The following is a 21,145-nucleotide window of genomic DNA, read 5'->3' as shown; positions in this document are numbered from 1 at the left end:
GGATGACATTGTGAAGTTACCCGTGCGTCATGTGCATGGGAACGAATACGCGCCGGCAGACCAGCGGGCTCAAGCCCCGCGGGCTGATTCGCTGTTGAAGGACGGAGATCGCTAAGGGTCGAGGGGCATGAGCACATTGTAGGTGGCTCATTATCCTCTTGAGGGAGGGCCGATCTCAGCCCCCGCTTTGGCGCGGTCTCCCTCTACCGCGAGGTCTGCGGCCTGCTCTTTTTCCGCTACGGCATCACCCCCACTGCCAACAAGCTCTATCAACTGGTGCGCAAGGGCAGCATGGGCACGCCGACCGAGGTGCTGGCGCAGTTCTGGACGGACCTGCGCGACAAGATGCGGGTGACCATCGACCACCCCGGGCTGCCGGACGCACTCAAGGCGATCGCCGCCCATGCCGTGCAATCGATCTGGCAGGCCGCTAACGAGGCGGCCACCGGCGAGCTGGCCGCCTTGCGGGCGGAAGCGCGCTTACAGGCCAGCGAGGCCGAGGCCCAGCGCGACCACGCGCGCGCCGCGGTGGTGGTGGCCGAGCAGGAGACTGCCGCCGTCCAGGCCGACTGCGACGCCGCCCAGCAGGCCCGCGCCGCGCTCCAGGGCGAACTGGAGGCCGCGCGCCAGGCTCTCGCGGCTGCCCAGGCGCGTCAGGAGGCAGGTACGCGTCAGCTCGCAGCGCTCGAGCGGCAACTGCAGGAGCTACGTACCCAATTCTCGACCGAGCTGGAGCACACCCGCGAGCAGGTCGCCGTGGCCCAGGAGCGGGCCAGTGCCACCGAACGCCGCGCGCTGCGCGAGATCGACCAGGAACGCACACTGCGCCAGAAGGGCGAGCAGGCGGCGGCGGACCTGCGCACCGAACTGGCGGCCGTGCAGGCGAGGGCGCAAGCCGCCGCCGTGGCCGGCGCCGAGGCGCGGGCGCGGCTGCAGGCCGAGCGCGACACGCTCGGCGAGCAACTGGCTCAGGCACAGCAGGCACTTGGACAAGGGCGGGCGGCACAGGACGCGCTGCGGGCCGAACTGGACGCGGCGCTGCGGGGGGCCGAGCGCGCCCAGGCGGAGGCCGCTGCGGCGCGCCATCTGGCGCTGGCCCGGCGTCGGGCGCCGGCGATCAAAACCAAGTTCAGACCGGGGCCGGCTTGAGGGGGGCGCCGGAAGGTGTCGGATGGCATTTATCCACCGCGCAAGGGGACAAGCCTGTGGACAAGCCGCGCGGGGGCCGAGTGCCGACGGCCTCAACGGATTTGATTAAAATTTAAGCAAAGAGAGCGGGCCACGCCTTCCCGGCGACGCCACGCCGGATCGCTCGCCTCCCTAAATCTGTTCACCAACACCATGTCGATTGAAATCGAGCGCGCCGAAGCGATTACCTGGATCCGCATCCAGATGGCCCAGCACGGCCTGACCCTGGCCCAGCGCAGGCCGCCGGCTGTTTTATGGAGCCGCCACCGGCGACATTGCCCGGGGCGGTGCGCTATCGCAACGCGCACGGACAGGGCTGGGATGGCCACGGCGCCATGCCGGACTGGCTGCAGCGGGCGGTCAACGCCGGGCAGAGCGTGGAGCATTTCCGCGTCGGGCGGACCGGGTGATGTGAAATAATGTGCGGATGGCTACTCGATCTTCCCCACGCCGTGCAGCGGCGGATTCCCTTCCCGACGACTATGTTGCCTGGCTTGGCCAACTGAAGGAGGAAGTCCAGCAGGCGCGGCTACGTACGTCGCTGGCGGTCAACCGGGAACTGCTCTTGCTGTACTGGCGCATCGGAGGCTCGATCCTGCAACGGCAAAAAGCGGGGGGTGGGGCAAAAAGGTGGTTAATCGGCTAGCGAACGACCTTCGCCAGGCCTTCCCAGACATGGCTGGCTTCTCCCCGCGCAATTTGATGTACATGCGGGCGTTCGCCGAGGCCTGGCCGCACGAGGCAATTGTGCAACAGGCTGTTGCACAATTGCCCTGGGGCCACAACCTCAAGCTCTTGGAGATGCTAAGCGATGCGGAGACGCGCGCTTGGTATGCCCGCGCCGCGGTCGAGCATGGCTGGAGCCGCAATGTACTCGTTCACCAGATCGAGACGCGGCTGCACGAACGACAAGGCGCCGCCTTGTCGAATTTCCACCGCACCTTGCCAGCCCAGCAATCCGAATTGGCGCAGCAGTTACTGAAGGACCCCTATCAGTTCGACTTCTTGACCCTTGGCGCGACGGCACGCGAGCGCGAGCTGGAGCGAACCCTGCTGGCTCATCTGAAGGATTTTCTGGTGGAGCTCGGCGTCGGCTTCGCCTTCGTCGGTAGTCAGTACCATCTGAGCGTCGGCGGCCAGGACTACTACCTCGATCTGCTCTTCTATCACCTGAAACTCCGCTGTTTCATCGTGGTTGAGCTAAAGATGGATGAGTTCAAGCCAGAGTACGCCGGCAAGATGAACTTCTACCTGTCCGTCGCCGACGAGCAACTCCGGCAGGCATCGGATGGTCACACTATTGGCCTCATCCTCTGCAAGAGTAAAAACGGGCTGATCGTTGAGTACGCACTGCGCGAGTCCGCGAAGCCAATCGGCGTTGCCGAGTATGTGGTACGCCTAACGGAAACCCTTCCAGACAGTCTTCTCGGCATCTTGCCAACGGCACAGCAATTGGAGTCATCGCTCGATGATGAGGAGTAGGGCTTTCTCGGATGCCTTATTTCCCATACATTGATAACATTATCAATGTACCGGAAAATGGTGCCTTCACGATTCCATGGGTTGAGCAGGGCACTTTTTGGCGGGATTGTCCGTTTCGGTGCGGAAACTGTCACGTCTCACAGTTAGTGGGTTTTGTCTCCCAGTACCTGGGTCCAGTCCTGGCGAACACAGGGACCCGTGCGATCCGAGCCGTGTGAAAAGGCGTACGATCAGGAGGTGATCGAACGCTAGGTTTGTCCGTGCCTGAGCGTGTAACGTCTCCCCAGCCGAGTGCTCCTGCCATGATCCTGTATCACACTGACCCTGATTCCCCAGTCGTCGAGATTTCCGTCGAAGGCAAAGTCACTGACCGCGAGCTGCGCGAAGCCATCGAGCGCATGCGAGGGGATTTCGAACTGAACGGCAAGACCCGCGTGCTCGAACGCTTCGAGCATTTCACCGGTATCGAGCCAAAGGCGCTGTGGACCGACCTGACGCTCGGCGTTCCCTTGGCCCGCAAAATCACGCGCGCCGCCGTGGTGGCCGACGCGGGATGGATCCACGCGTCGATGCATCTGGCGCGGTTCTTTACGAAGGCTGAAATCAAGGCGTTCCACGTCAACGAGCTGGATCAGGCGCGCGCCTGGATCAACGCCTGAGCGCCGCCCGGCGAATCTCGTATCGTCTCAGGCCATCGCCGAGTAGGGCCAGCCCGCATTGGCAGTGCGCCGCCTCCGCGTGCCCACTCGCCTGAAGGCCGCGCGAATGGTAGGGGTCGAGGAAGCGGCGTAGGGCGTCCGGATAACTTTTACTTGCCTTTTTGCAAATTTTGCACAAAAATGCCGAAATTCGATACACCTGCGAATTACGTCCAAAGCCCGCGCAAGCGGGCTTTTTGCTTTGGCTTGGGCCTAATCGCTACGCGTAGTCGCCTTTCGGGTCCTCCGGCATCGTCCACTTGAAGCTCTCGTCCTTTTGGAGAGCCGGCGGTTCCGGCGGCGGCGAAGTTGGTTGTGGCGCTGTTCTCGAAAGCTTGTGAGAAGACTTGAACGAGTGCTTCCTCGTTGTGCCTGTCGACTCATACCTGAGCGCAATTGACATGGTGCTCCCCGGTGAGTGAATCAGAAATTCCCGGGTGCGAAACATTGCAGAGGGGTATGGATCTTGACCATACACCTATTTTGGACAGTTCGTTGTAATCAATCATGGCCCCCGAGGGAATGTCCCTTCGGGAGCCCCCTCACGCATGCCGCCCGCCGGTGGCGTTCCCCCGAACACTGCGAAAAACGCGGTAGGCGRCATGACGTGAGGGTGCAAAGAGCAGCCCAACTGGCCTGACCGCCGATAAGCCGCGAGATGGGCCCGCGCCACCCCAACCCTGTCTCCTCCACTCACCCCGTGGTGGATTGCCCGGCTTCCCGCCGGGCTATTTTCTTCCGCGTCGCCTGCATTATTCCCGCCTATGAAAACGTCCGGCCAACTCGCCATCGCCTACCGCGCGGCGGCAGACCTGGTCCGGTACGAGCGGAATGCGCGCACGCACAGCGCCGCCCAGGTCGAGCAGCTCAAGGCCTCGCTGCGGCGGTTCGGCTGGACCAACCCGGCGTTGGTCGCTGGTGACGACCTGCTGGCCGGCCACGGCCGGCTCGAAGCGGCCACGCAGCTGTGGGCCGCCGGCGAGTCCATCCGCCACTGCCCGGTCGCGGGTGAAGTGCCCACGGGCGACCTGTCGCACCTGTCGGCGGATGAGCGGCGCGCGTACATCCTGGCGGACAACAAGCTGGCCGAGAACGCCGGCTGGGATGTCGACCTGCTGGCGATCGAGCTAGCGGACCTGCGCGACGCGGATTTCGACCTGTCAGTGATCGGCTTTGACGCGGGCGATCTGGCCGAGCTGCTGGATCCGCCGCGACCGAGCTCACCCGGCGCCGGCGCGGGCTCGTTGGCCGAGCGCTTCATGGTCGCGCCATTCAGCACGCTCAATGCGCGCGACGCCGCCTGGCAGGATCGCAAGCGCGGCTGGCTGGCGCTGGGCATCCAGTCCGAGCTGGGCCGCGACGCACCGGCCTACGCTGGGGCGTCAGACCACCAGAAGGCGGATCGCGGCGCGCCGGCGCAGCACCGCACCAGCATCTTCGACCCGGTCCTGTGCGAGCTGGCGTACCGCTGGTTCTGCCCGGCCGACGGCCTAGTGCTGGACCCGTTCGCGGGCGGCAGCGTGCGCGGCATCGTCTCGGCGCGGCTGGGGCGCCAGTACATCGGCATGGATCTGCGGGCCGAGCAGGTGGCGGCCAATCGCGGGCAGCTCGATCTGCTGCGTGCCGATGACCCGGCGCCGGCCTGGCACGTGGGTGACAGCCGCAAGATCGGCCAGCACCTGGCGGACGTCGAGGCTGATTTCGTGTTCTCGTGCCCGCCCTATGCTGACTTGGAACGCTATTCGGACGACCCAGCCGACTTGTCCACGATGGACTATCCGGCCTTCGTGAAATTTAGTTCGCAGCCTGCAAACGCTTGTCCAGTAAGGGCTGGCGCAGAATCGACTGAGATCATCTGGCGTGTTGACACATTCACTTTCGCAACGGTGACAGATTTAATACGGTCTACGCTTAAGGCGGCCGACGATCGACCATCGATCGGACTCCTGTTATGCAAGGAGAATAATCGGCTGGTACGCCGAGTACGCGTTGCGCGGCATGGTGAAGCCAATGGGCGTCGCTGGATCGGCGGTCGACGGATTGAGCATGATGAAGCCGAGGCCCGGGCTGCTTCGGCCCCACTCGTGCCAGAGGCGGTAGCTAGCGGTATTGCTCGCAGTCGGAGAGGATGGCGCCGGCCTCGCCGTCGAGGGTGGGGTTGACCAGTTTCTTCATGCTACGATTCCCCGTCCAGGGTGGAGGTCGACATGACAATCGAAAGCTACCAGGGCTACACCGTACGCGGCTTTGCAAAGCAGCTTGGCGACGGATCCTTCGAGGCATCCGGTGCAGTTGCGAAGGACGGTAGCATCGAGGAAGGATCGGATCCCTTGGGGTACTACCCCTCGTTTGAGCGTGCTGCGGCAGCCGGGATCGCCTGGGCGAAGGCCTGGGTGGACGCGTACAGTTGAGCCTGGCACGATTCCGATCCGCCGGGCAGGGGAGCAGGCATGAGCGAACGGATGCGCTGGATCACTGAGGAGTACCGCAGCATGTATGTCCACGCGATCGCCTTTGAGATCGCGGAGATGCGCCGAATGGAACCGCCTCCAGGGCAAAAGTGGGGCTACATGATTGCCATCCGCTACACGGCTGACCGGGACGACGACATGATCTACGGGCCGGCAGGCGACCGCAGCGACTACATCACCCGAGCGGCGGCGGAGCAGGCCGCGCTCTATTATGGCAAGCGGGCAATCGACATCATTCAAGATCTGGACTAACACGCTCATGCTACGATTCCTTTATCAAACCAGAGGAGTTGAAAATGCCAAATTCCTTCTCGATACATTCGCCGAAGCCGTCCGACGATGGGGAGCGGGTGTACTTCACCATCGAGGCGGATGGAGCCAAAAGTAAAGGCTATATTTCGCGCTCGGCTCTTGATGAACTGGCCGGTGGCCATATTGGCGACCTCGGGGAGGTCTTCGACAAGCATCGAGATCGGATCAAGGAAGCAGCCCACCTTAAGTGGTTGGTGAATCCATCGCTCGATCCCATCGTGCTCAGTAGCGACGATTTTTGAGTGGCTCAATATAGCCTCCTGAACTCCACCACGTGGATCAAGCCTTCCGCGATCGTGTCTCGCGAAGCGCAACATAGTCGGGCGTGAAGCCGTCGCGCCTCGTTGACGTCATTAATGTAGCCGTGAGTTCGGAGGAAAGCGATCCGCGGCAACTACTGGTTCTCATGCGGTGGATTCGAGCCGCTGCGAACAATAGTCGCGTTGCTCCGCCACAGTAGCCTGGGCTATCTCCGTTTCGCAGCCGAACGTTTCTACTACGTCGAACTGGCTCACCCGCCAACCCATAGTGAGGCGATAGGCACGGAGTCCGCTATCCATTTTGCGGACGGAACCGATGGAGTACACGTCGAGGCTTCCGCCGTGGCAGAGCGGAGACGCTTCGACGCCAGCGCTTCCCGAATTTGACACAAGGCCTCAAAAAAGTTTGTCGCTGTGGCGTCGATCACTTGACCGCGGAAGCAGGCGCGCAAGCGGCAGGTAGCGTACTTACCGCGGGCTTCGAATTGAATGGTCTCGTTGGCCTGGCCCCCAAGAAGCATGGCATGCCTGTGGCTAATTCAGTGGAGGGCCTCATGGCGCGCGCTACCAGCAACGTTTAGCTTCACAGGGTCGGACCGTAGCAATCGCGGCCGGTCCGGCGCCTATCGATTTCCGCAGGCGCGCGGGCCACTGCTTAGGCCTATGCATGATCGAGCAAGGGTCGTTCAAGTCCTTCGCCATGGTGGCAGGCCGTTGGGCAATGCGATGGCCGGTGCTGAGTGACAGCACTCCCGTATGGGTACCTAACCTATTCGACCTTGAGCGTACCTTTCATATTTGGGTGCAGCGTGCAGGCGTAGGGGAACTCGCCGGCCTTGTGCGCAATATATCGCCACGACCCGCCAGCAACGATGTTGTGTGAGTCGAACACCCCAGGCGCAGTGACGGTGTGGGGATAGGGATCTTTGTTGACCCACACAATTGTATCGCCTCGCTTGACGCTAATGGCGTCGGGCGCAAACTTCGCGCCTTGGATCATCACCGTGTGTCTTGCTGTCTTCTCGGCTGCGATTGCGCTTGGACCGACGCAGAGCAAGCTCCACGCAACGAACAGCGCAACCGCCAGCAGATGTTTTCGCTCCCGTCCATCGCATCGGGAGGGTAGGTGGTGCATGGACGTCATTCTCATGCCGAGAATTACTTGTCGAGCGATGATTGGATCTTCTTTGCATGCTCCAGGTGTCCGATAAACGCGGGGCGCACAGCAACCAGCAGCGCCTTTAGCTCATCGTTCTGCGCATTGGGAATGAGCGTCTTGTCGAGTGCATCAATCACTTGTTCGTGATACGTGACTTCGTGGTCGATATATGCCTTATCGAAGCTCGAGCCCTTGAGGCCTTTCAGAGACTTCACGTTCTCGTCGCCGCCAGACTGCAAGCTCTCACTCGTTGGATTCTTCTCCGGAGTGACCTTTAGCTTCTTGACCAGCGCCACAGCCTGTTTATTCACACCGGTATGGTCGGTGACCATCTGTTTTCCGAAAGCCTTCACGTCGCGAGAGTGACCGTCCTTCTCCGCAAGTTTTCCCGCATCAATGTCGACTTGGTTTGCAGTAACGACGATCGCGGCAATTTGCGCGTCGTTGGGTGTTTGGGCTGTGGCACCAACCGCGACGAGTGCCAAGATGGCACCTAGAGTTATGGAGATGTTCTTCATTGCTCTGCTCCTCAGCGGGAGTTAGCCATGCATTCTTGCCCTGCATGGCAGTGGGCTTAGGTGCCGACCCCTGCGTGGGTTTAGTGAAGCCCCCCAGAAGTGGGTATTCGCTAAAGCTGCTACGGCAGCACCTTGAATATAGGCTACAAAAAGCCATTTTCATGGCAGCGGAAGCGCGCCATATAGGTAAAAATTGCTTGAGGCGGCGTCGGAAACACAGCGCCGGGTGGCAAATTTAGCTGCAATGCACCTACACGTGCGACCTCCGGTTGTCGCGCTTCAGGTGGATTCAATTACCCAGCGCAGAACACGAATGGGCGTGCCGAGAATGGCGCATTGCTGTGGCAGGGCGGCTATTTTTGCAGTGTGTGCGAGCGTGAACCCCTTGACGCTGGAGCAGCGAAAGCCTGATGAGTTGCTTGGCCTGCTGAACTTGCCGGCCATCATCTAAGAAAGCCCGGCTCCCTATAACGTCGAGATATCCTCCCGCGCCTTGGCCTCGCCATAGTCAAGCGCAGCCTCGCTCGTGGGAAAGAGATAGGTGCCATCAATGAGTTCGTATGACTCCACTATCTGGAAGTTCGGCCTCACAGGACGCCCATCGGTACGGATGATCGAATAGTGCACAGCGTATCCGAGTACTTCGGCTGGCCGCCAGGGGTCGGGCTTTTGCTCGGCCTGGATCGAAAGTCGATGGTCACCGACATTTAGATCTCGATGCATGGCTACCTCCTGGTTATTTGATCGATTTAGACTGAACGATCCGGATCCGTCAGTGAGCGGGCCGGAGAGCCTCGGAGGGGCGCGGCGGCGCCGGTCGTAATCCATATGTGCGCGGGTTCCGGCGACGCGTCTGTCCGGTGCCGGACACTACCGAAGCCTGGAACGCCCTGCCGAGAGCGCAAGGCGCGCGGGCATCGTCCGGATCGCACTGCGAACTGCCATCGCGGCAGCGTTACTGGAGCTACGCGCCCCGGCTACAACGGCGCTACGTAGGTAACAGCAGCAGTGCCAGAGATACGACGACTTTCGCCGACCTCAATGGCTGAGGCGCGATTGCCCAGGCGCATGCCGAAGGCATCCGCAAGCTCGCATCCGCGTTCCGCGGGCTCTACGACAGCATGCCGGGGGCGCAGAGCGCAATGCGGATGCGGTCTTCCGTATCACTGGGGCGGCCCGCTTTGAGAGCGCACTAAGAATGCTGAAGGAGATCCTGCGCAATCGTGTGCGATGCAAGGAGGTCGTGGCCGCCTCCGGGGGCTGGAACTGCATTGCCAGCACGCCCGCCTCGTGCGGCGAAGGACAAAAGCGGTTCAGGAAGAATCCGTAGCTTGCCGCAGCGACCGTCTCACGCGGTTCCGCACGGGAAACGATGCCGTCGTGACGCCCACGGCGCCAGCGGCGCGCCTGGATCCGCCCCGTGTGCGGCGTCAGCCTTAAGCACCATCCGCCATGGCAATCGCCTTCGACTGCGGTCTGTCCGCAACGCTACTTCCGCTCGCGCCTCCGTTAGCAGGGCCCACTGCGAAATGGGCTTTCACCTGTTCGCTTCAATGGCATTTGAGTGATTATATGAGCACTTTGTCTGCCCCGACGGACCGCGGTGGGGGGCGGCTCGGGTGAATCTCGCCACTGCCCGCGCAGGCATGCCGGTCCGCAATGCATGCCCGTTAGCGTACCGACATTGCGTCAGATCCGGATTAGTATCGCAGCGGATGGCAGCGCGCCAAAGTGTTCGGAACGGCGCGCGAAGGCACGGTTGGCGGCGCCCCCTCGGATCGAGACGCCCGGCGCACCTTGTTGCCGCCTGAAAATAATCCAGTCTGGAAGATTGCCCGCAAACCCGCGGGCGGTTCAAGTCAGCAACGTGGAAGGAACCGTCATGAAATACGCACAACTAATTGTCTCAGCATTGATGACACTCGCCGTCATAGCATGTACAGGGCCGGCCGGACCACAAGGTGCAACGGGCAATACCGGTAACACCGGATACGTCGGCGCGACAGGGCGCACCGGGGCAACAGGTGACACCGGCGCAACAGGTGACACCGGCGCAACAGGATACACCGGCGCAACAGGCGATACCGGTGCCACGGGGTACACGGGCGCTACCGGCAGCACAGGGGCTACCGGAAACACGGGAGCAAGGGGTAACGCCGGCACGCCCGGCGCCAGAGGCGTCGCGACAGACGGTACCGTGGTCATCGTGCCGCGCTGAAGGCCGCTAAGCCGATCACGGATCGGGCTCAGGTAAGTCGATGCCCGCGCCGGGGCGCCCGGCGCGGAGCAGAGCAAACATCTTCGATATCGACAAGGCATTTATGCATTTTTCCCACGCACCTCCAGCTCCGACACCGCATCCGTTAGCACCTGCAAGGCGTCGGCCCGAACAACCCGACGAGGCCCGCAAAACCGCCCAACCCGGTCAATTTAATYCGCAGAGCAAGCAGATAGYGGATCTTAGCGACGATACCTTCACGCAGTAGCTCCGTACTGGATTTTCACCAAGGCGCTATAGCGCGTGTAAGCGGCCAACAAGCGAATTAGGGTTTCTCCACGCCGCCGTGGCGTTTCCTCCCCAGGCCTACCAATTGTTCCGGCACCTTGGGCAACAACTTTTCGGGCACGACAGTGCCCGGTTAATCGAGGCACAACATGGCACTGAGTTTTCTCAACCCGAGCCGCAGCTACGATGCAGCCAAGCACTGTGTGGTTCTTGGGCTACGACAACGCACGCGAAGTCGCATTCTTGTCAACGCCGCAGTGCTCGCGAATCTTGACCCGGCAATGGGCCCAGCCGAGCCCGAAGTGCTGGCGGCCTTCGACCGGCACCACGACCAGATCCTCGAACTCGCCAGGAACCGCTACGTCATCGGGCGCCAGAACATGTACATGCTCTCCTGAAACGGTGYATTGCGGAGACGATGGTGCCCGACATAGAAACGATCGCCAAAGTTTCGGCCGATGAGTCGGCCAATGGCTCGGCAGGATTCTGGCTCGGCAAGCTCGGCCCGGGACTGATCACCGGCGCCGCCGACGATGATCCAAGCGGTATCGCCACCTATTCACAGGCGGGCGCGCAGTTCGGCTTTAGCATGCTGTGGACGGTGCTCTTCACCTATCCGCTGATGGTCGGCATCCAGGTAGTCAGCGCGAGGATTGGGCGAGTGAGCGGCCACGGGCTGGCCACCAACATCCGGCGGCACTATCCGGCGTGGCTGCTCTACGGCGTGGTCAGCCTCGTGCTGGTGGCCAATACGATCAACATCGCGGCAGATGTCTCGGCCATGGGCGAAGCACTGAGGCTCATCGTCGGTGGCTCCGCACAGCTCTACGCGGTGGCGTTCGGCCTGGTTTCCCTTCTGTTGCAGCTATTCATCCCCTACCGGCGCTACGTCCGCTTGCTGAAGTGGCTCACGCTCGCCTTGCTGGCCTACGTGGCCACGGTATTCGTCGTGCATATCCCYTGGCCGCAGGTCATGGCAAAAACACTGGCGCCGCGCATGTCCTGGAAGCCCGAATACATTACCACCGTGGTGGCGCTCTTCGGCACCACCATCAGCCCCTACCTATTCTTCTGGCAGGCGTCGCAGGAAGTCGAGGACCAACTGGCCGATACACGGGCGCGGCCGTTGATAGAAGCGCCCGCGCAAGCCGGCCCCAACCTCAGGCGCATCAAGATCGATACCTGCATCGGCATGGCCTTCTCGAACCTGGTTGCCTTCTTCATCATCCTGACCACGGCGGTTACGCTCAACCTGCATGGCGTGAACGATATCCAAACGTCGGCGCAGGCGGCACTGGCGCTGCGCCCGATTGCTGGCGAGTTTGCCTTCATGCTGTTCAGCGCCGGCATCATTGGTACTGGCCTGCTGGCGATCCCTGTGCTGGGCGGCTCGTCCGCCTATGCCATGGCGGGTGCCTTCAAATGGCGAAACAGCCTAGAGCGCACGCCGATGCAAGCCAAGCGATTCTACGGCATCATCGCTATCTCGATCGCGATCGGCGTCGGGCTGGGCTTCACAAAGATCGACCCGATCAAGGCGCTCTACTGGAGCGCGGTGATTAACGGCGTGGTCTCCGTGCCGATCATGGCCGTGATGATGCTGATGGCCGCACGAACCGACATCATGGGCCAGTTCGTCATCGGCAGGAGCCTGAAGGTGCTGGGCTGGCTGGCCACCCTGATGATGGCTGCAGCCGTGAGCGCCATGTTCCTGACGATGCGCGCATAACGCGCAGCGGGAGGCGYGCCCTTACGCCCTTCCGTCTAGACCGTCTTCGGCCTCGTCACCTTCGTGCCTTCCAGTGTGACGCCGGCCATCAGCCCGCTGTTGGCAGAGCCCGGTACACAGCCACCAGTTGGTTGATGTCGAAGCCGCTTCGCAAACGAAAATGGGCAAGCGTCTGTGCGGCGGCTTCTGCGGCGTCGATGAATTCAAGGGCCTGCCCCATCGACTTTTCTGCCAGGATTATCCTGGATTGGAAAGTAGACAAATCCTTTGCGACTGCCTGCAGAATTTGCTCAGCGTGGTCGCGTAGTGCCGGCGGGTTCATAGTCGCCGACGCCGGCAATTGCCTACCCGCAAACGCTTCCCACTGTGCCAGGATGGTCTCCAGGTCGTGGAGAATGAATTCAGCGATTCGCAGTTTTGCCATGGGGATCCGGAGTGGTTCGTTGCCGATGTGACATGCTCAAATCGCTCGTAAGTGGTTCGGCCTTTGGGGAAGTATTGCCGCAGCAGACCATTTGTGTTCTCGTCAGTCCCGCGCTGCCACGGGCTTTGTGGGTCGTAGAAGTAGATTGCCAGACCTGTATCGAGCTGTAAGTGCGCATGTGGGGCCATCTCTGCGCCCTGATCCCACGTCAGCGATTTACGTAGATGTTCGGGCAGCTGGACGTCCAGGCCCGGTAATCAGTTCTTTCTCGATACATGCTGCCGGTCCTGGAAGATCAGGTCGGCGTTCCTCCTCTGGACGTCCGACATGCTGTCGTACAGGTCCAGGAACGCGGGCGTGAGCTTCCTGATGCCATCCGCATGCGCATCGGCTATCTCTCCATAGGACTTTAGGTCACCGACCGCTGTCATGCTGCCGGCTCCATCGACGCGCACCAGCCGCAGCGAATCCATCTTGCTCGCGTTGTCTCGTATTACCTGTGCGACCTTCCGCCACTGGACTTCCTGGGAGCGCGTAATCTGGAGCTTGGTATGCAGGTCACCGATGTGCGTGTCGATGCGGTCGTGCCTGGCGATCTTCAGCACATGCGCCGAGTCGTGGGCGTCCGTGGCGGTAATGGCTCCGGCCGGACCGGCTAGTGCAAGCACGGAAAGAAGCGCAACAGAGGGCAGGACGAATGTGGTCGCCGGCTGGAATGAGCGTAGTGAGCTTCATGGGTGATCTCAGTGGCAGTTCGATGATCTCGCCGCGCCCTTCGCGGGTTGGCGGTACGATCGCGTACCATTTGTATGCGGAACGCCGGCCAGTGTCTGTCCGGCACCGGACAGGGAACGAGGCGTCGCCGCGGGAGAGCGCCCGGCGCATTGCCTGGCGCCTTTCCCATGCTTGTCCACTATCGTACAGACGGCATGGCGATCGGGGAGGGCGGTGTGGATGGAGGCTGGCGGGCTGCGCATGCCGCTTACTGGCCGTGGTCCCCGTGATAGGGTCCATACAGCCGACAAGGGATATGTAGGGCTGTGGAGGCGATAGCGCGGCTCCATCGGCGCCCCGCTCTTGCCGCGTCGCCCGCATACGTTCCCACTCCACAGATGAGGCATCACATCCTACTTGGCGCCGGCGCTGCCGTCAGCGTGTTTGTCGATCCCTTGCTGGACGCGATATTCATCGTGCCGGCCGTCCAAGGACGAGCAGATTACGCAGGACATCTGGACACTCGAGAACCCGGCGATCCTGGAGCAACTCGGCAGGGCCGGCCGATCCGTGTCGCATCTGATCAAGTACTCTGAAAGAGGACACCGCCGGAACTGGCTGATTCGAGCCATCCAATCCCGCACCGCTCGGCCTCGCGGACTTCGCGGTGATAACGTAGCTGCCGAGCATRATCAGCGGCGACTGATTCCACGCTGAATCGCGGGCTGGCGTGCACTGCCGGCGGTGAGTGACCAGTCAGTGTCGTCACGTGTGGTGCTGATCTGTTCATGGGCGTTCGCGGCTGCGCTGGGAGCGGCCGGGTCACTCGCGCGGGGAAGTTCATTTCCAGCGATTCGTCCATGGCCCTCTGGTAGGTCTGGCCTTGCGTCGTCGCGGGAAATTTTGGCGGAGCTGGYCGGCGGTTTCGCACCGAGAAGCTAATCTTTTGCATGATAGATCCTGTCTAAATGGACGTCGATCCTGACCAGGATACTGACGTCGATCCGCCGGAAGGTCGCTACGATGGTGGACACGGATACCTCCTTTCGGCATTTGTCTTTCCGCATGGCCATATCCGGTGATCCGCCTTGTGTTTCCGTACGCTGTCGTACCGCATTTGCACGGCCTCTGGCATACGCTTGATTCGCATACGGACACTGGAGACCAAAATGCTAAGGCGAAATTTCATTCTGATTGCGACCGGATCGGTGGCGGCAATTGGCATTACCCTGCCAGGTTGCACAACGACGGGGACAGCTTCCGGGGGTAGCCAGGCGGCAGACCGACGCACGATCGACACCGGCATCGACTCGACCCTCACGCGCCTCTACAGCGCTGCCAACGGCTCGCACGAGTTGGTCGGCAAGTCTCGCGGCGTGCTGGTATTTCCTTCGGTGATCGCGGCCGGGTTCTGGTTTGGCGGCCAGTACGGGGAGGGCGCCTTGCGGGTTGGCGGCAGCACCGTGGGCTACTACAGCACCGCCACTGCCTCGTTCGGGCCGCAGATCGGAGCTCAGTCGAAGGCGCTTGTTTTCCTGTTCATGACACCTGACTCCCTAGAGCGGTTCACGAGTAGCGAGGGCTGGGCCGTGGGCGGCGATGCATCCGTCGCGGTGTTGAAGGTGGGCGCAAACGGCAATATCGATAGCAATACAGCTACCGCGCCTGTCACGGCATTCGTCCTTACCAACAGCGGGCTGATGGCCGGTGTCACACTGGAGGGCACGAAGGTGACGCGGCTCAAGACCGTCTAGCCGGTAGGGGGATTTTACACGCCCAAGGTCAGGAACATGGCGCCTACGGCTGCCGGGTGGCCAGCCAGCCCGGCACCTTCAGCTCCTTGCCGATGACGAACGGTCCCATGATGTCGGCCCGTGCGGCCATCAGCACCATCGCCGCCACGATCGGGGCGGAAACCATGCTGTTGATCACCGCGCTCCAGTAGAGAGCCTTGTTCAGATCGATCGCTAAAGCCCGGCCCGATGCCGACCGCGGTCGAGATGGCGATGATGACCACGTAGACCTTCCTCGCCATGTCGACGTGAGGATGGGCATGCCGAAGGTCGGCGATGCCTTGTCGGTGCGGGCAGCGGGATTGACCACATCGTTGGCGCCGACCACCGGCGCCACGTCGGCGTCGGTAAACTCGGAATTGACATCGTCGAGCTGGAAGATCATGTCGCAGGGCACGCCGGCCTCCGCCAGCAGTACGTCCGTCTGGCCTGGCATGCGCCCGGCCAGCGGGTGCACGGCGAACTTCACCGACACGCCTGCGCCTTGCATCAGCTTCACGAATTCGTACAGCTTCTGCTGCCCCTGCCCCTGCCCCTGCCCCTGCGCCGCGGCCAGGCCCGTAGCCGGCCACGTTGATGACCTTGCGGGCATAGCGCAAATAGATGCTGGTATCGCCCGCATTGACCGGTTCAAGCTGCCTTTGACGGCGCCGTGATTCTGGTGGACGATCACGCTGAAATTGGCGAACAGCACATTGCACGTGGCTTCGACCGTCTTCTCTCCGGGCCCCGGTAGTAAGTGCTTTTTCGTCCTCGCGGATTTGGGGCGGACATGTGAAGCGACGCGTCTCGCTTTGGGCAGCCGCACTGCGCCGTAGAGCGGCCCAATGCAGTTGGGCAGACGATGCGCGCTACGGGCGAGAGTGTCGGTACGCAGTCGTACTGGCTTGTGGGCACGATGTAACCACCGGGCTTCAGCAAGTCATCGACAGTCATGAACATGCCGAAGAAGATCGACAAAATTCGTATCCGGGCCGATACTGTGCCATGCACTCCTGATTGAGTCCGATCGCAATTTCGACAGGCGTTACCGGCACCCGTACGGTAGCGTACCGACAATGGTCCCATGACGATGTAGCCTATACGGGCGGTATCAGCCTGCCATGAGCCGCTCTCCGTTTGCCGACGCCAGCGGCAGCAAACTTGCCGCTATGCGCGCGCGCCCTCAATAGCTGCCGCCGATCATTGCCGGCGCTAACGTGCCGGAGTTCCCCATGCAACATTCCGTTGAGTATCGCGGCTTCGAAATCTGGATTGACATGGTTGGAAGTTCCCAGGACATATTCGAGGCCTGGTACTGCCTGCGCAGTTCGCTGCCACCGGCCTTTCCAGCGCTGGCCGAGTACCGAGTAAAGGTGCACGGCGGCCCATTTACGCGCCGCTGGGCAGTCCTGGCGGGCGAACTGGCGGGAAGGTCCGCGGTCGACAGCCTTCTTTCCAGGGCTCAGTGTCCGCGGATGTGAGCAACTGTGCGATCCTGCCCGCGCCGAGGGCGCGGAGTCATCGTCAGGCTGGAGGATATCCGTGAGCTCAGATTTCCCAAGGGAGCCCTGTGGGACCGGTCTGGATGCATTGCGCTGATCGGCGGATCTTCCCGGATTACATGCGTTAGTCGATCCACCCGCCAGCGGTGATGGGCCTGCAGGTCTAAGTTTTAACCCACGACAGTATCGCTCTGGGAGAGGATGGCCAGACGCATCGACCTGTCGAGCAGGTGGCCGGTCTGCGTGCGATTCACGGCCTGGTGGTGATTCCCCTGTCGGTTGCAAACGAGACGGCGCCCGGTGCCTCGGACTGACCGTGCGGGCGGACGCCTCTTGCAGTCTGCAAGCGCGTCTTCGACGCTCGCTTGCGCTTCCTTGGTAATGCGCCGCAGGTGCGCGTTGTCATGAAATCTCTCGACGTAGATCTTGTCGATGTCTTCCGTACCGGATGGCCTCACGGCGAACCAGCCTCTCTCGGCAATGACCTTCAGTCCGCCGATCGGCGCGTCGTTGCCGGGCGCTCGGATGAGGACACGCTGAATGCGCTCGTCGGCGAGCTCCGTGCATTTCACCTGCTGCGGCGAGAGCATCGGCAGCACCTTCCTCTGCGCTATCGTTGCGGCCGTCTCGACCCGGGTGGCCACAGAGCTGCGCAGCTCATGGGTGAGCTTGCGAAAGATCTCGCCAGGTTCGCGCCCGGAGCGCGCCGTGATTTCGGCCGAGAGCAGGCCTGCCGCGCGGCCGTCCTTGTCGGTTGTCCATACAGAACCGTCAAGGCGCAGGAAGGAGGCACCCGCGCTCTCTTCACAGCAGAATCTCAGGCTCGCATTGCACAGCCCATCGGTGAACCACTTGAAACCGACAGGGACCTCAGAAAGACTCCGGCCCAGCGCTCGGCGACCCGATCGATCATCTGGCTGCCGACAACGGTCTTTCCCGCGCGAGCTTCGCGCGCCAGCTTGCGCGTTTCCCGGCGCGGTATTCGTAGATCGCTTAGCTGATGGCTAGCATGTGCCACTCGTTGAAGCTTCTTTCCAAGGAAGAGCCCTGATGGCGAGAAGCGCCGAATATCACGCGTCGCCAGGCTTCGGCAGGATCGGGCATGCCGGTGTAGCAGGCCGTGACGAGCCGGGGAATATCCACCGGGATCGCCCTTGGCGCCGGCTTGCCGGCCAGAGGACTGACGATCATGACGGCGTCTTCGGTGTCGTGGATTCGGTGGAACCGTATGCCGCGGCATGACGGGACGCCCGTGCCTGCTCAAAGAGCTCGACCCATCTGGCATAGTTCCGGGCGATACGGGAAACGGCTTCCTGCCCTGTCATTTCCCCGGTCTCGTAGCTGACGATGGCGTCCCAGAACGTGGTGCGCCCAACCGCGAATCCAATCATGCCAGGCACTGACGCGGCGGTTTCCAGCCATTCCGTTACCCTGGCCTCTTCGGCGCCGCGTCCCAGCACGATGCAGCCGACGTCATCCCGTGCGTTGCGCCGCACGGTCTCCACCAGTTGCTCGTAATCCTCGCGCCAGTCGAGCCCTTCGATCTTCCAGATATCCGGTTCGATGCCGGCATCCTGCAGGGTACGGATCGCCTGGCGCATTAGGCCGGGGCGGGTGCGCCGGTCATAGGCATCCTTGTCCATCCCGACCCGCTCCATCTGCGCCATCGTGGCCGGCACCAGCAGTTCGAACATGAGGCGCTGCCCGGCACGCCGGCAGTAGTCTGCAAGCTGCCTCAGGCGCGTTGTTTGCCGGAGATTGAGCGCGGCGTCGTTATCCGGGTTATAGCGCACCAGAGCCTTTGCGAAAGTCGGCCTGAACGCTTCAATGTGCTCCGCGAATGCTTCGCCATACTCGAACTCGAATTCAGCCGGGCCACTCTTCTCGACAGAGAGCGCGGTCACGTAGCCGCCCTCCGTCGCGTCATGAAGAATGCCGGCGCCGAATTCCTCATCGACCAGGATGCCGGCGCAAGATGCCGGCACCCCGTTGTCGACTGCATCCCGGAAGCCATCATAGATGATCTGCTTGCTGCTGGTCACCCTATCGCGCTCCGCAGGTGTCAGCGGAGGATGGAAGCGGAACAGGTCGGCCACGTAGGACTGGCGATGATCGAACGGTAGCAGGTAAAGCGGTGAGTTGTAGCCGGATTTCATAATTGTCTCTCCCCAAACCAGCGATGGCGCCGGATCCATGCGGTGACGACGCCGTCGTGTTGAGTTGCGCCGCCCCGTTGATTCCTCCTGGCACAGGCCGGTGCCAGGTTTGTGCTGGGCAACTCCCGGCGGCGGTCCGGCCTGCATGCGCGGGTCGTGGCGGATCCCGTCACTGAGGTGCGCCCGGCGCAGGCCGCTTACGAGCTACAGCACCTCCATCCGGGCCACGAGCGGGAGGCGGCTTCTTTCACTACGCRCTCCATTCAATCCGCAACGATGCCAGGGACTGAGGCTGAAGGGCCACCTCGATCAAGGTCGTTTCGCCGTCGAGCGAGAAGGCATGTGCTTCGTCGGTGAGTGCCGCTGCCGCACTGATCCGGTCGATATCTTCGGCGCCCAAGTACTCCGGTTCTCCCAGGGCTTGCCACGCTGCCCGCGGGTTGCAATGATCCGCATCGATGCGCGCGATCGTTACCCGACGCGGACTCCGCCCGGCCGCTCCTGACAACCTGATCTGTGCCGTCTCGCTTCGGATGGCGTGCCGGGGCATTGCCTGGTTGAGCAACAACAGGCTGGAGGAAGGACGGCAGCCGGGACTGAGACTCCCTGCCCAGACGGCGACCGTTTCATGCTTGCCGACGATGGGAAGATGGCTCGGGCCAAGGCGTTGCATCAACTGAAATGCCCGGTAGGCAGGTTTGGCGATGCCATGCAGCGTCAGCAAGCCGAAACCGCCATGAAAGGGCGCATTCGGCAAGGCGTTCTCCTCGAAGATATCGGAGAACGTCCAATAGCCATACGCATCCACAAGACCGTCCACGCTCAAGGCAATCCGGACCGCGAGCGCGGCGCCGAACGCCTCGTCGTGCAGCGGATCGCGCTGCTTCGGTGTGATGTTCCATTCGGTATATAGGAGAGGGCGGCCGCGCGCCTGCGCGTTTGCCTGGAGGGCCCGCTCCCGCATGAGGTCTGCCGGGGCATGTTCCAGTTGGGAAATCGTGTCTGCTGCATCGAACTGGGAAGATGCATCCGTGGCGTAGTAGTGCGTGCTGACGAAGTCGGCCGCAAGCGCATTCTGCTCGCAATAGCCGATGAAGTCGTCGATCCACGCATTTTGTGCGGTAGCGGGACCGCCGACCTGCAGGCGCTCATCGATATGCTTGATGGCATGGACCGTGGCCTGGTAGAGCCTGAAGTAGGCTTGCTGGCCGCCAGTCCAGAACAGGCGCAGGTTTGGCTCGTTCCAAACCTCGAACAGCCATAGGGAAACCTCCTCGATACCGTAGCGCGCGACCCAGTGGCTCACCAGTTTCCGGATCAGTTGCTCCCACTCCCGGTAGTCTCTTGGCGGCGTGATGTTGGCACGATAGTGAAACACGGTCTCCGTGCCCGACGCCAGGGCGGAGGGCATGAATGACAGTTCGACAATCGGCCTCATGCCGATCGACAGCAGAAAGTCGAATATCTGGTCGGCATTGAAAAAGGAGTAGAGCCATTGGCCGTCCCGGCAGACCACGGTGCTCATGTCGTCGCACAGGATGCCGTGGAAGCGGACGTGGCGAAAGCCCAGTTCGCGGTGTGCCCTGCGCAGTTGCTTCTGCCAGTCCGCGCGCAGTGCGACTGGGGCGTGGCAACTTCCCACCGTGTGTTGCCACGGATGCACGAGCGGGAGTGGTGTTGCGGCCAGATTGCAGCTGAAGGCAATTGCCATGGTGGGTGGGTGTGTAGGGATGATGCCATGTGCGGAGCGGAACCCGGGCGTGGCGCCGACGCCGGGGGCGTCACCACGGCGTCGTTTCCCACACAGAATTGCGTGAGGCAGCCGCTGCGGCACGATACAGATACCTCGCGACCGGTTGTTGTCCTTCACCGTACGAAGCTGGTGTGCCGGCAATGTCGGTCCCGCCCACGGAGCCGGTCTCGGGCACCTGTATCGCCTTCTTGCCTCTATGTATAGTTCGCGCTCTGTACACGTGCCGTCCGGGGGCGTACAGTCCGGGACGTTTATTTTCGGAGGAGCCCTGAAACATAGGGGCGGCAGACTCACGCGCTAGTACGGGTGAGCGGAGACGTCGCCGGCGGACGACTCAAGCCAGTAGCCCGGATGGCCCTAGTACAACATCCCGTAAATAGCTTGAATAAATAATCGCCTCGGATATCATGGCGGGATGAGTCGAGGCCGCCATGCAACGCCAGTGAAGTTGGCGAAGAAAGAAAGACAGGAACTGTTATCGCTGATCGAGCGCAAGAC

Annotated in this window: 20 protein-coding genes and 4 pseudogenes; 12 read left to right on the top strand and 12 right to left on the bottom strand. The window is 62.0% G+C overall.

Annotated elements, in window-relative coordinates:
• Window positions 1-276 precede the first annotated feature (276 nt).
• The 4 genes and pseudogenes from AC1DO7_RS19130 (at window position 277) to AC1DO7_RS19115 (ending at window position 3,329) form a co-directional block, all read left to right on the top strand.
• Complete coding sequence (locus AC1DO7_RS19130) at window positions 277-1,149, top strand: DNA-binding protein (protein WP_441622550.1); 873 nt, start codon at window positions 277-279, stop codon at window positions 1,147-1,149.
• A 192-nt stretch (window positions 1,150-1,341) separates the two neighbouring features.
• A pseudogene (locus tag AC1DO7_RS19125) lies at window positions 1,342-1,598 on the top strand (H-NS histone family protein).
• Window positions 1,599-1,818: 220 nt separating this feature from the next.
• On the top strand, window positions 1,819-2,670 hold the full coding sequence (locus AC1DO7_RS19120) for a PDDEXK nuclease domain-containing protein (protein ID WP_441622548.1): 852 nt from the start codon (window positions 1,819-1,821) through the stop codon (window positions 2,668-2,670).
• A 302-nt stretch (window positions 2,671-2,972) separates the two neighbouring features.
• Entirely contained in the window at window positions 2,973-3,329 is a 357-nt protein-coding gene (locus AC1DO7_RS19115; protein ID WP_441622546.1) for a SpoIIAA family protein, read from the top strand.
• Window positions 3,330-5,317: 1,988 nt separating this feature from the next.
• On the opposite strand, the pseudogene AC1DO7_RS19110 reads toward AC1DO7_RS19115, so the two are convergent.
• Window positions 5,318-5,431: pseudogene (locus AC1DO7_RS19110) on the bottom strand (hypothetical protein); the annotation flags it as partial.
• 144 nt (window positions 5,432-5,575) lie between these two features.
• On the opposite strand from AC1DO7_RS19110, the gene AC1DO7_RS19105 reads away from it, so the two are divergent.
• The 3 genes from AC1DO7_RS19105 to AC1DO7_RS19095 are packed head-to-tail and all read left to right on the top strand — an operon-like array spanning window position 5,576 to window position 6,393.
• Complete coding sequence (locus AC1DO7_RS19105) at window positions 5,576-5,779, top strand: hypothetical protein (protein WP_441622544.1); 204 nt, start codon at window positions 5,576-5,578, stop codon at window positions 5,777-5,779.
• A 39-nt stretch (window positions 5,780-5,818) separates the two neighbouring features.
• A complete protein-coding gene (locus tag AC1DO7_RS19100; RefSeq protein WP_441622542.1) occupies window positions 5,819-6,091 on the top strand; it encodes a hypothetical protein in 273 nt (90 codons plus the stop codon).
• Between the two features lie 44 nt (window positions 6,092-6,135).
• Window positions 6,136-6,393 carry a DUF1488 family protein gene (locus tag AC1DO7_RS19095; RefSeq protein WP_115215649.1) on the top strand — a complete coding sequence of 86 codons (258 nt, stop codon included), beginning with the start codon at window positions 6,136-6,138 and terminating at the stop codon, window positions 6,391-6,393.
• A 787-nt stretch (window positions 6,394-7,180) separates the two neighbouring features.
• On the opposite strand, the gene AC1DO7_RS19090 is transcribed toward AC1DO7_RS19095, so the two are convergent.
• From AC1DO7_RS19090 to AC1DO7_RS19080, 3 genes are all read right to left on the bottom strand, one after another.
• The gene (locus AC1DO7_RS19090; RefSeq protein WP_441622540.1) at window positions 7,181-7,546 is read right to left on the bottom strand and encodes a cupredoxin domain-containing protein; all 366 of its coding nucleotides are present in this window, start codon (window positions 7,544-7,546) and stop codon (window positions 7,181-7,183) included.
• A 23-nt stretch (window positions 7,547-7,569) separates the two neighbouring features.
• The gene (locus AC1DO7_RS19085; RefSeq protein ID WP_441622538.1) at window positions 7,570-8,088 is read right to left on the bottom strand and encodes a DUF4142 domain-containing protein; all 519 of its coding nucleotides are present in this window, start codon (window positions 8,086-8,088) and stop codon (window positions 7,570-7,572) included.
• A gap of 465 nt (window positions 8,089-8,553) precedes the next feature.
• Window positions 8,554-8,811 carry a hypothetical protein gene (locus AC1DO7_RS19080; RefSeq protein ID WP_441622536.1) on the bottom strand — a complete coding sequence of 86 codons (258 nt, stop codon included), beginning with the start codon at window positions 8,809-8,811 and terminating at the stop codon, window positions 8,554-8,556.
• Window positions 8,812-10,743: 1,932 nt separating this feature from the next.
• On the opposite strand from AC1DO7_RS19080, the gene AC1DO7_RS19075 reads away from it, so the two are divergent.
• Both AC1DO7_RS19075 and AC1DO7_RS19070 read left to right on the top strand, forming a co-directional pair.
• A complete protein-coding gene (locus AC1DO7_RS19075; RefSeq protein ID WP_441622534.1) occupies window positions 10,744-10,992 on the top strand; it encodes a DUF1488 family protein in 249 nt (82 codons plus the stop codon).
• A gap of 20 nt (window positions 10,993-11,012) precedes the next feature.
• Entirely contained in the window at window positions 11,013-12,323 is a 1,311-nt protein-coding gene (locus tag AC1DO7_RS19070) for an NRAMP family divalent metal transporter (RefSeq protein WP_441622532.1), read from the top strand.
• Between the two features lie 88 nt (window positions 12,324-12,411).
• On the opposite strand, the gene AC1DO7_RS19065 is transcribed toward AC1DO7_RS19070, so the two are convergent.
• From AC1DO7_RS19065 to AC1DO7_RS19055, 3 genes and pseudogenes are all read right to left on the bottom strand, one after another.
• Window positions 12,412-12,747: a hypothetical protein gene (locus AC1DO7_RS19065; protein WP_441622530.1), complete on the bottom strand. Its 336-nt coding sequence runs from the start codon at window positions 12,745-12,747 to the stop codon at window positions 12,412-12,414.
• Window positions 12,642-12,983: pseudogene (locus AC1DO7_RS19060) on the bottom strand (IS30 family transposase); the annotation flags it as partial. The gene AC1DO7_RS19065 and the pseudogene AC1DO7_RS19060, both read right to left, overlap by 106 nt.
• A gap of 21 nt (window positions 12,984-13,004) precedes the next feature.
• Window positions 13,005-13,352, bottom strand: a complete 348-nt coding sequence (locus AC1DO7_RS19055) for a Spy/CpxP family protein refolding chaperone (protein WP_441622528.1) — start codon at window positions 13,350-13,352, stop codon at window positions 13,005-13,007.
• 1,278 nt (window positions 13,353-14,630) lie between these two features.
• Between AC1DO7_RS19055 and AC1DO7_RS19050 the strand changes: the two genes are divergently transcribed.
• Window positions 14,631-15,215 (top strand): BPSL1445 family SYLF domain-containing lipoprotein, encoded by a 585-nt coding sequence (locus tag AC1DO7_RS19050; protein WP_441622526.1) that lies wholly within the window; start codon window positions 14,631-14,633, stop codon window positions 15,213-15,215.
• Between the two features lie 43 nt (window positions 15,216-15,258).
• Here the strand turns inward: AC1DO7_RS19050 and AC1DO7_RS19045 are convergent, their stop codons facing one another.
• The gene (locus tag AC1DO7_RS19045; RefSeq protein WP_477116445.1) at window positions 15,259-15,846 is read right to left on the bottom strand and encodes an NAD(P)(+) transhydrogenase (Re/Si-specific) subunit beta; all 588 of its coding nucleotides are present in this window, start codon (window positions 15,844-15,846) and stop codon (window positions 15,259-15,261) included.
• Window positions 15,847-16,468: 622 nt separating this feature from the next.
• Here AC1DO7_RS19045 and AC1DO7_RS19040 point away from each other — a divergent pair.
• Together AC1DO7_RS19040 and AC1DO7_RS19035 are read left to right on the top strand one after the other, a co-directional pair.
• Window positions 16,469-16,717 (top strand): hypothetical protein, encoded by a 249-nt coding sequence (locus tag AC1DO7_RS19040; RefSeq protein ID WP_441622522.1) that lies wholly within the window; start codon window positions 16,469-16,471, stop codon window positions 16,715-16,717.
• Window positions 16,718-16,923: 206 nt separating this feature from the next.
• Window positions 16,924-17,052, top strand: coding sequence for a hypothetical protein (locus AC1DO7_RS19035; RefSeq protein ID WP_441622581.1), 129 nt, complete (start codon window positions 16,924-16,926; stop codon window positions 17,050-17,052).
• A gap of 117 nt (window positions 17,053-17,169) precedes the next feature.
• Here the strand turns inward: AC1DO7_RS19035 and AC1DO7_RS19030 are convergent.
• The 4 genes and pseudogenes from AC1DO7_RS19030 to AC1DO7_RS19015 all read right to left on the bottom strand — a co-directional run.
• Window positions 17,170-17,574, bottom strand: a pseudogene (locus AC1DO7_RS19030) (alpha-D-glucose phosphate-specific phosphoglucomutase); the annotation flags it as partial.
• Window positions 17,575-17,731: 157 nt separating this feature from the next.
• Complete coding sequence (locus tag AC1DO7_RS19025) at window positions 17,732-17,929, bottom strand: hypothetical protein (protein ID WP_441622520.1); 198 nt, start codon at window positions 17,927-17,929, stop codon at window positions 17,732-17,734.
• Complete coding sequence (locus tag AC1DO7_RS19020) at window positions 17,926-18,894, bottom strand: 2-deoxy-5-keto-D-gluconate 6-phosphate aldolase domain-containing protein (RefSeq protein ID WP_441622518.1); 969 nt, start codon at window positions 18,892-18,894, stop codon at window positions 17,926-17,928. Before AC1DO7_RS19020 ends, AC1DO7_RS19025 begins: the two co-directional genes overlap by 4 nt.
• Before the next feature lie 250 nt (window positions 18,895-19,144).
• Complete coding sequence (locus AC1DO7_RS19015; protein WP_441622516.1) at window positions 19,145-20,605, bottom strand: GH39 family glycosyl hydrolase; 1,461 nt, start codon at window positions 20,603-20,605, stop codon at window positions 19,145-19,147.
• Between the last annotated feature and the right edge of the window lie 540 nt (window positions 20,606-21,145).

The organism is Cupriavidus sp. 05N40 (genome assembly GCF_056397305.1).
Note: the sequence above shows the minus strand (reverse complement) of the source record. Positions and strands in the feature narration are given on the sequence as shown.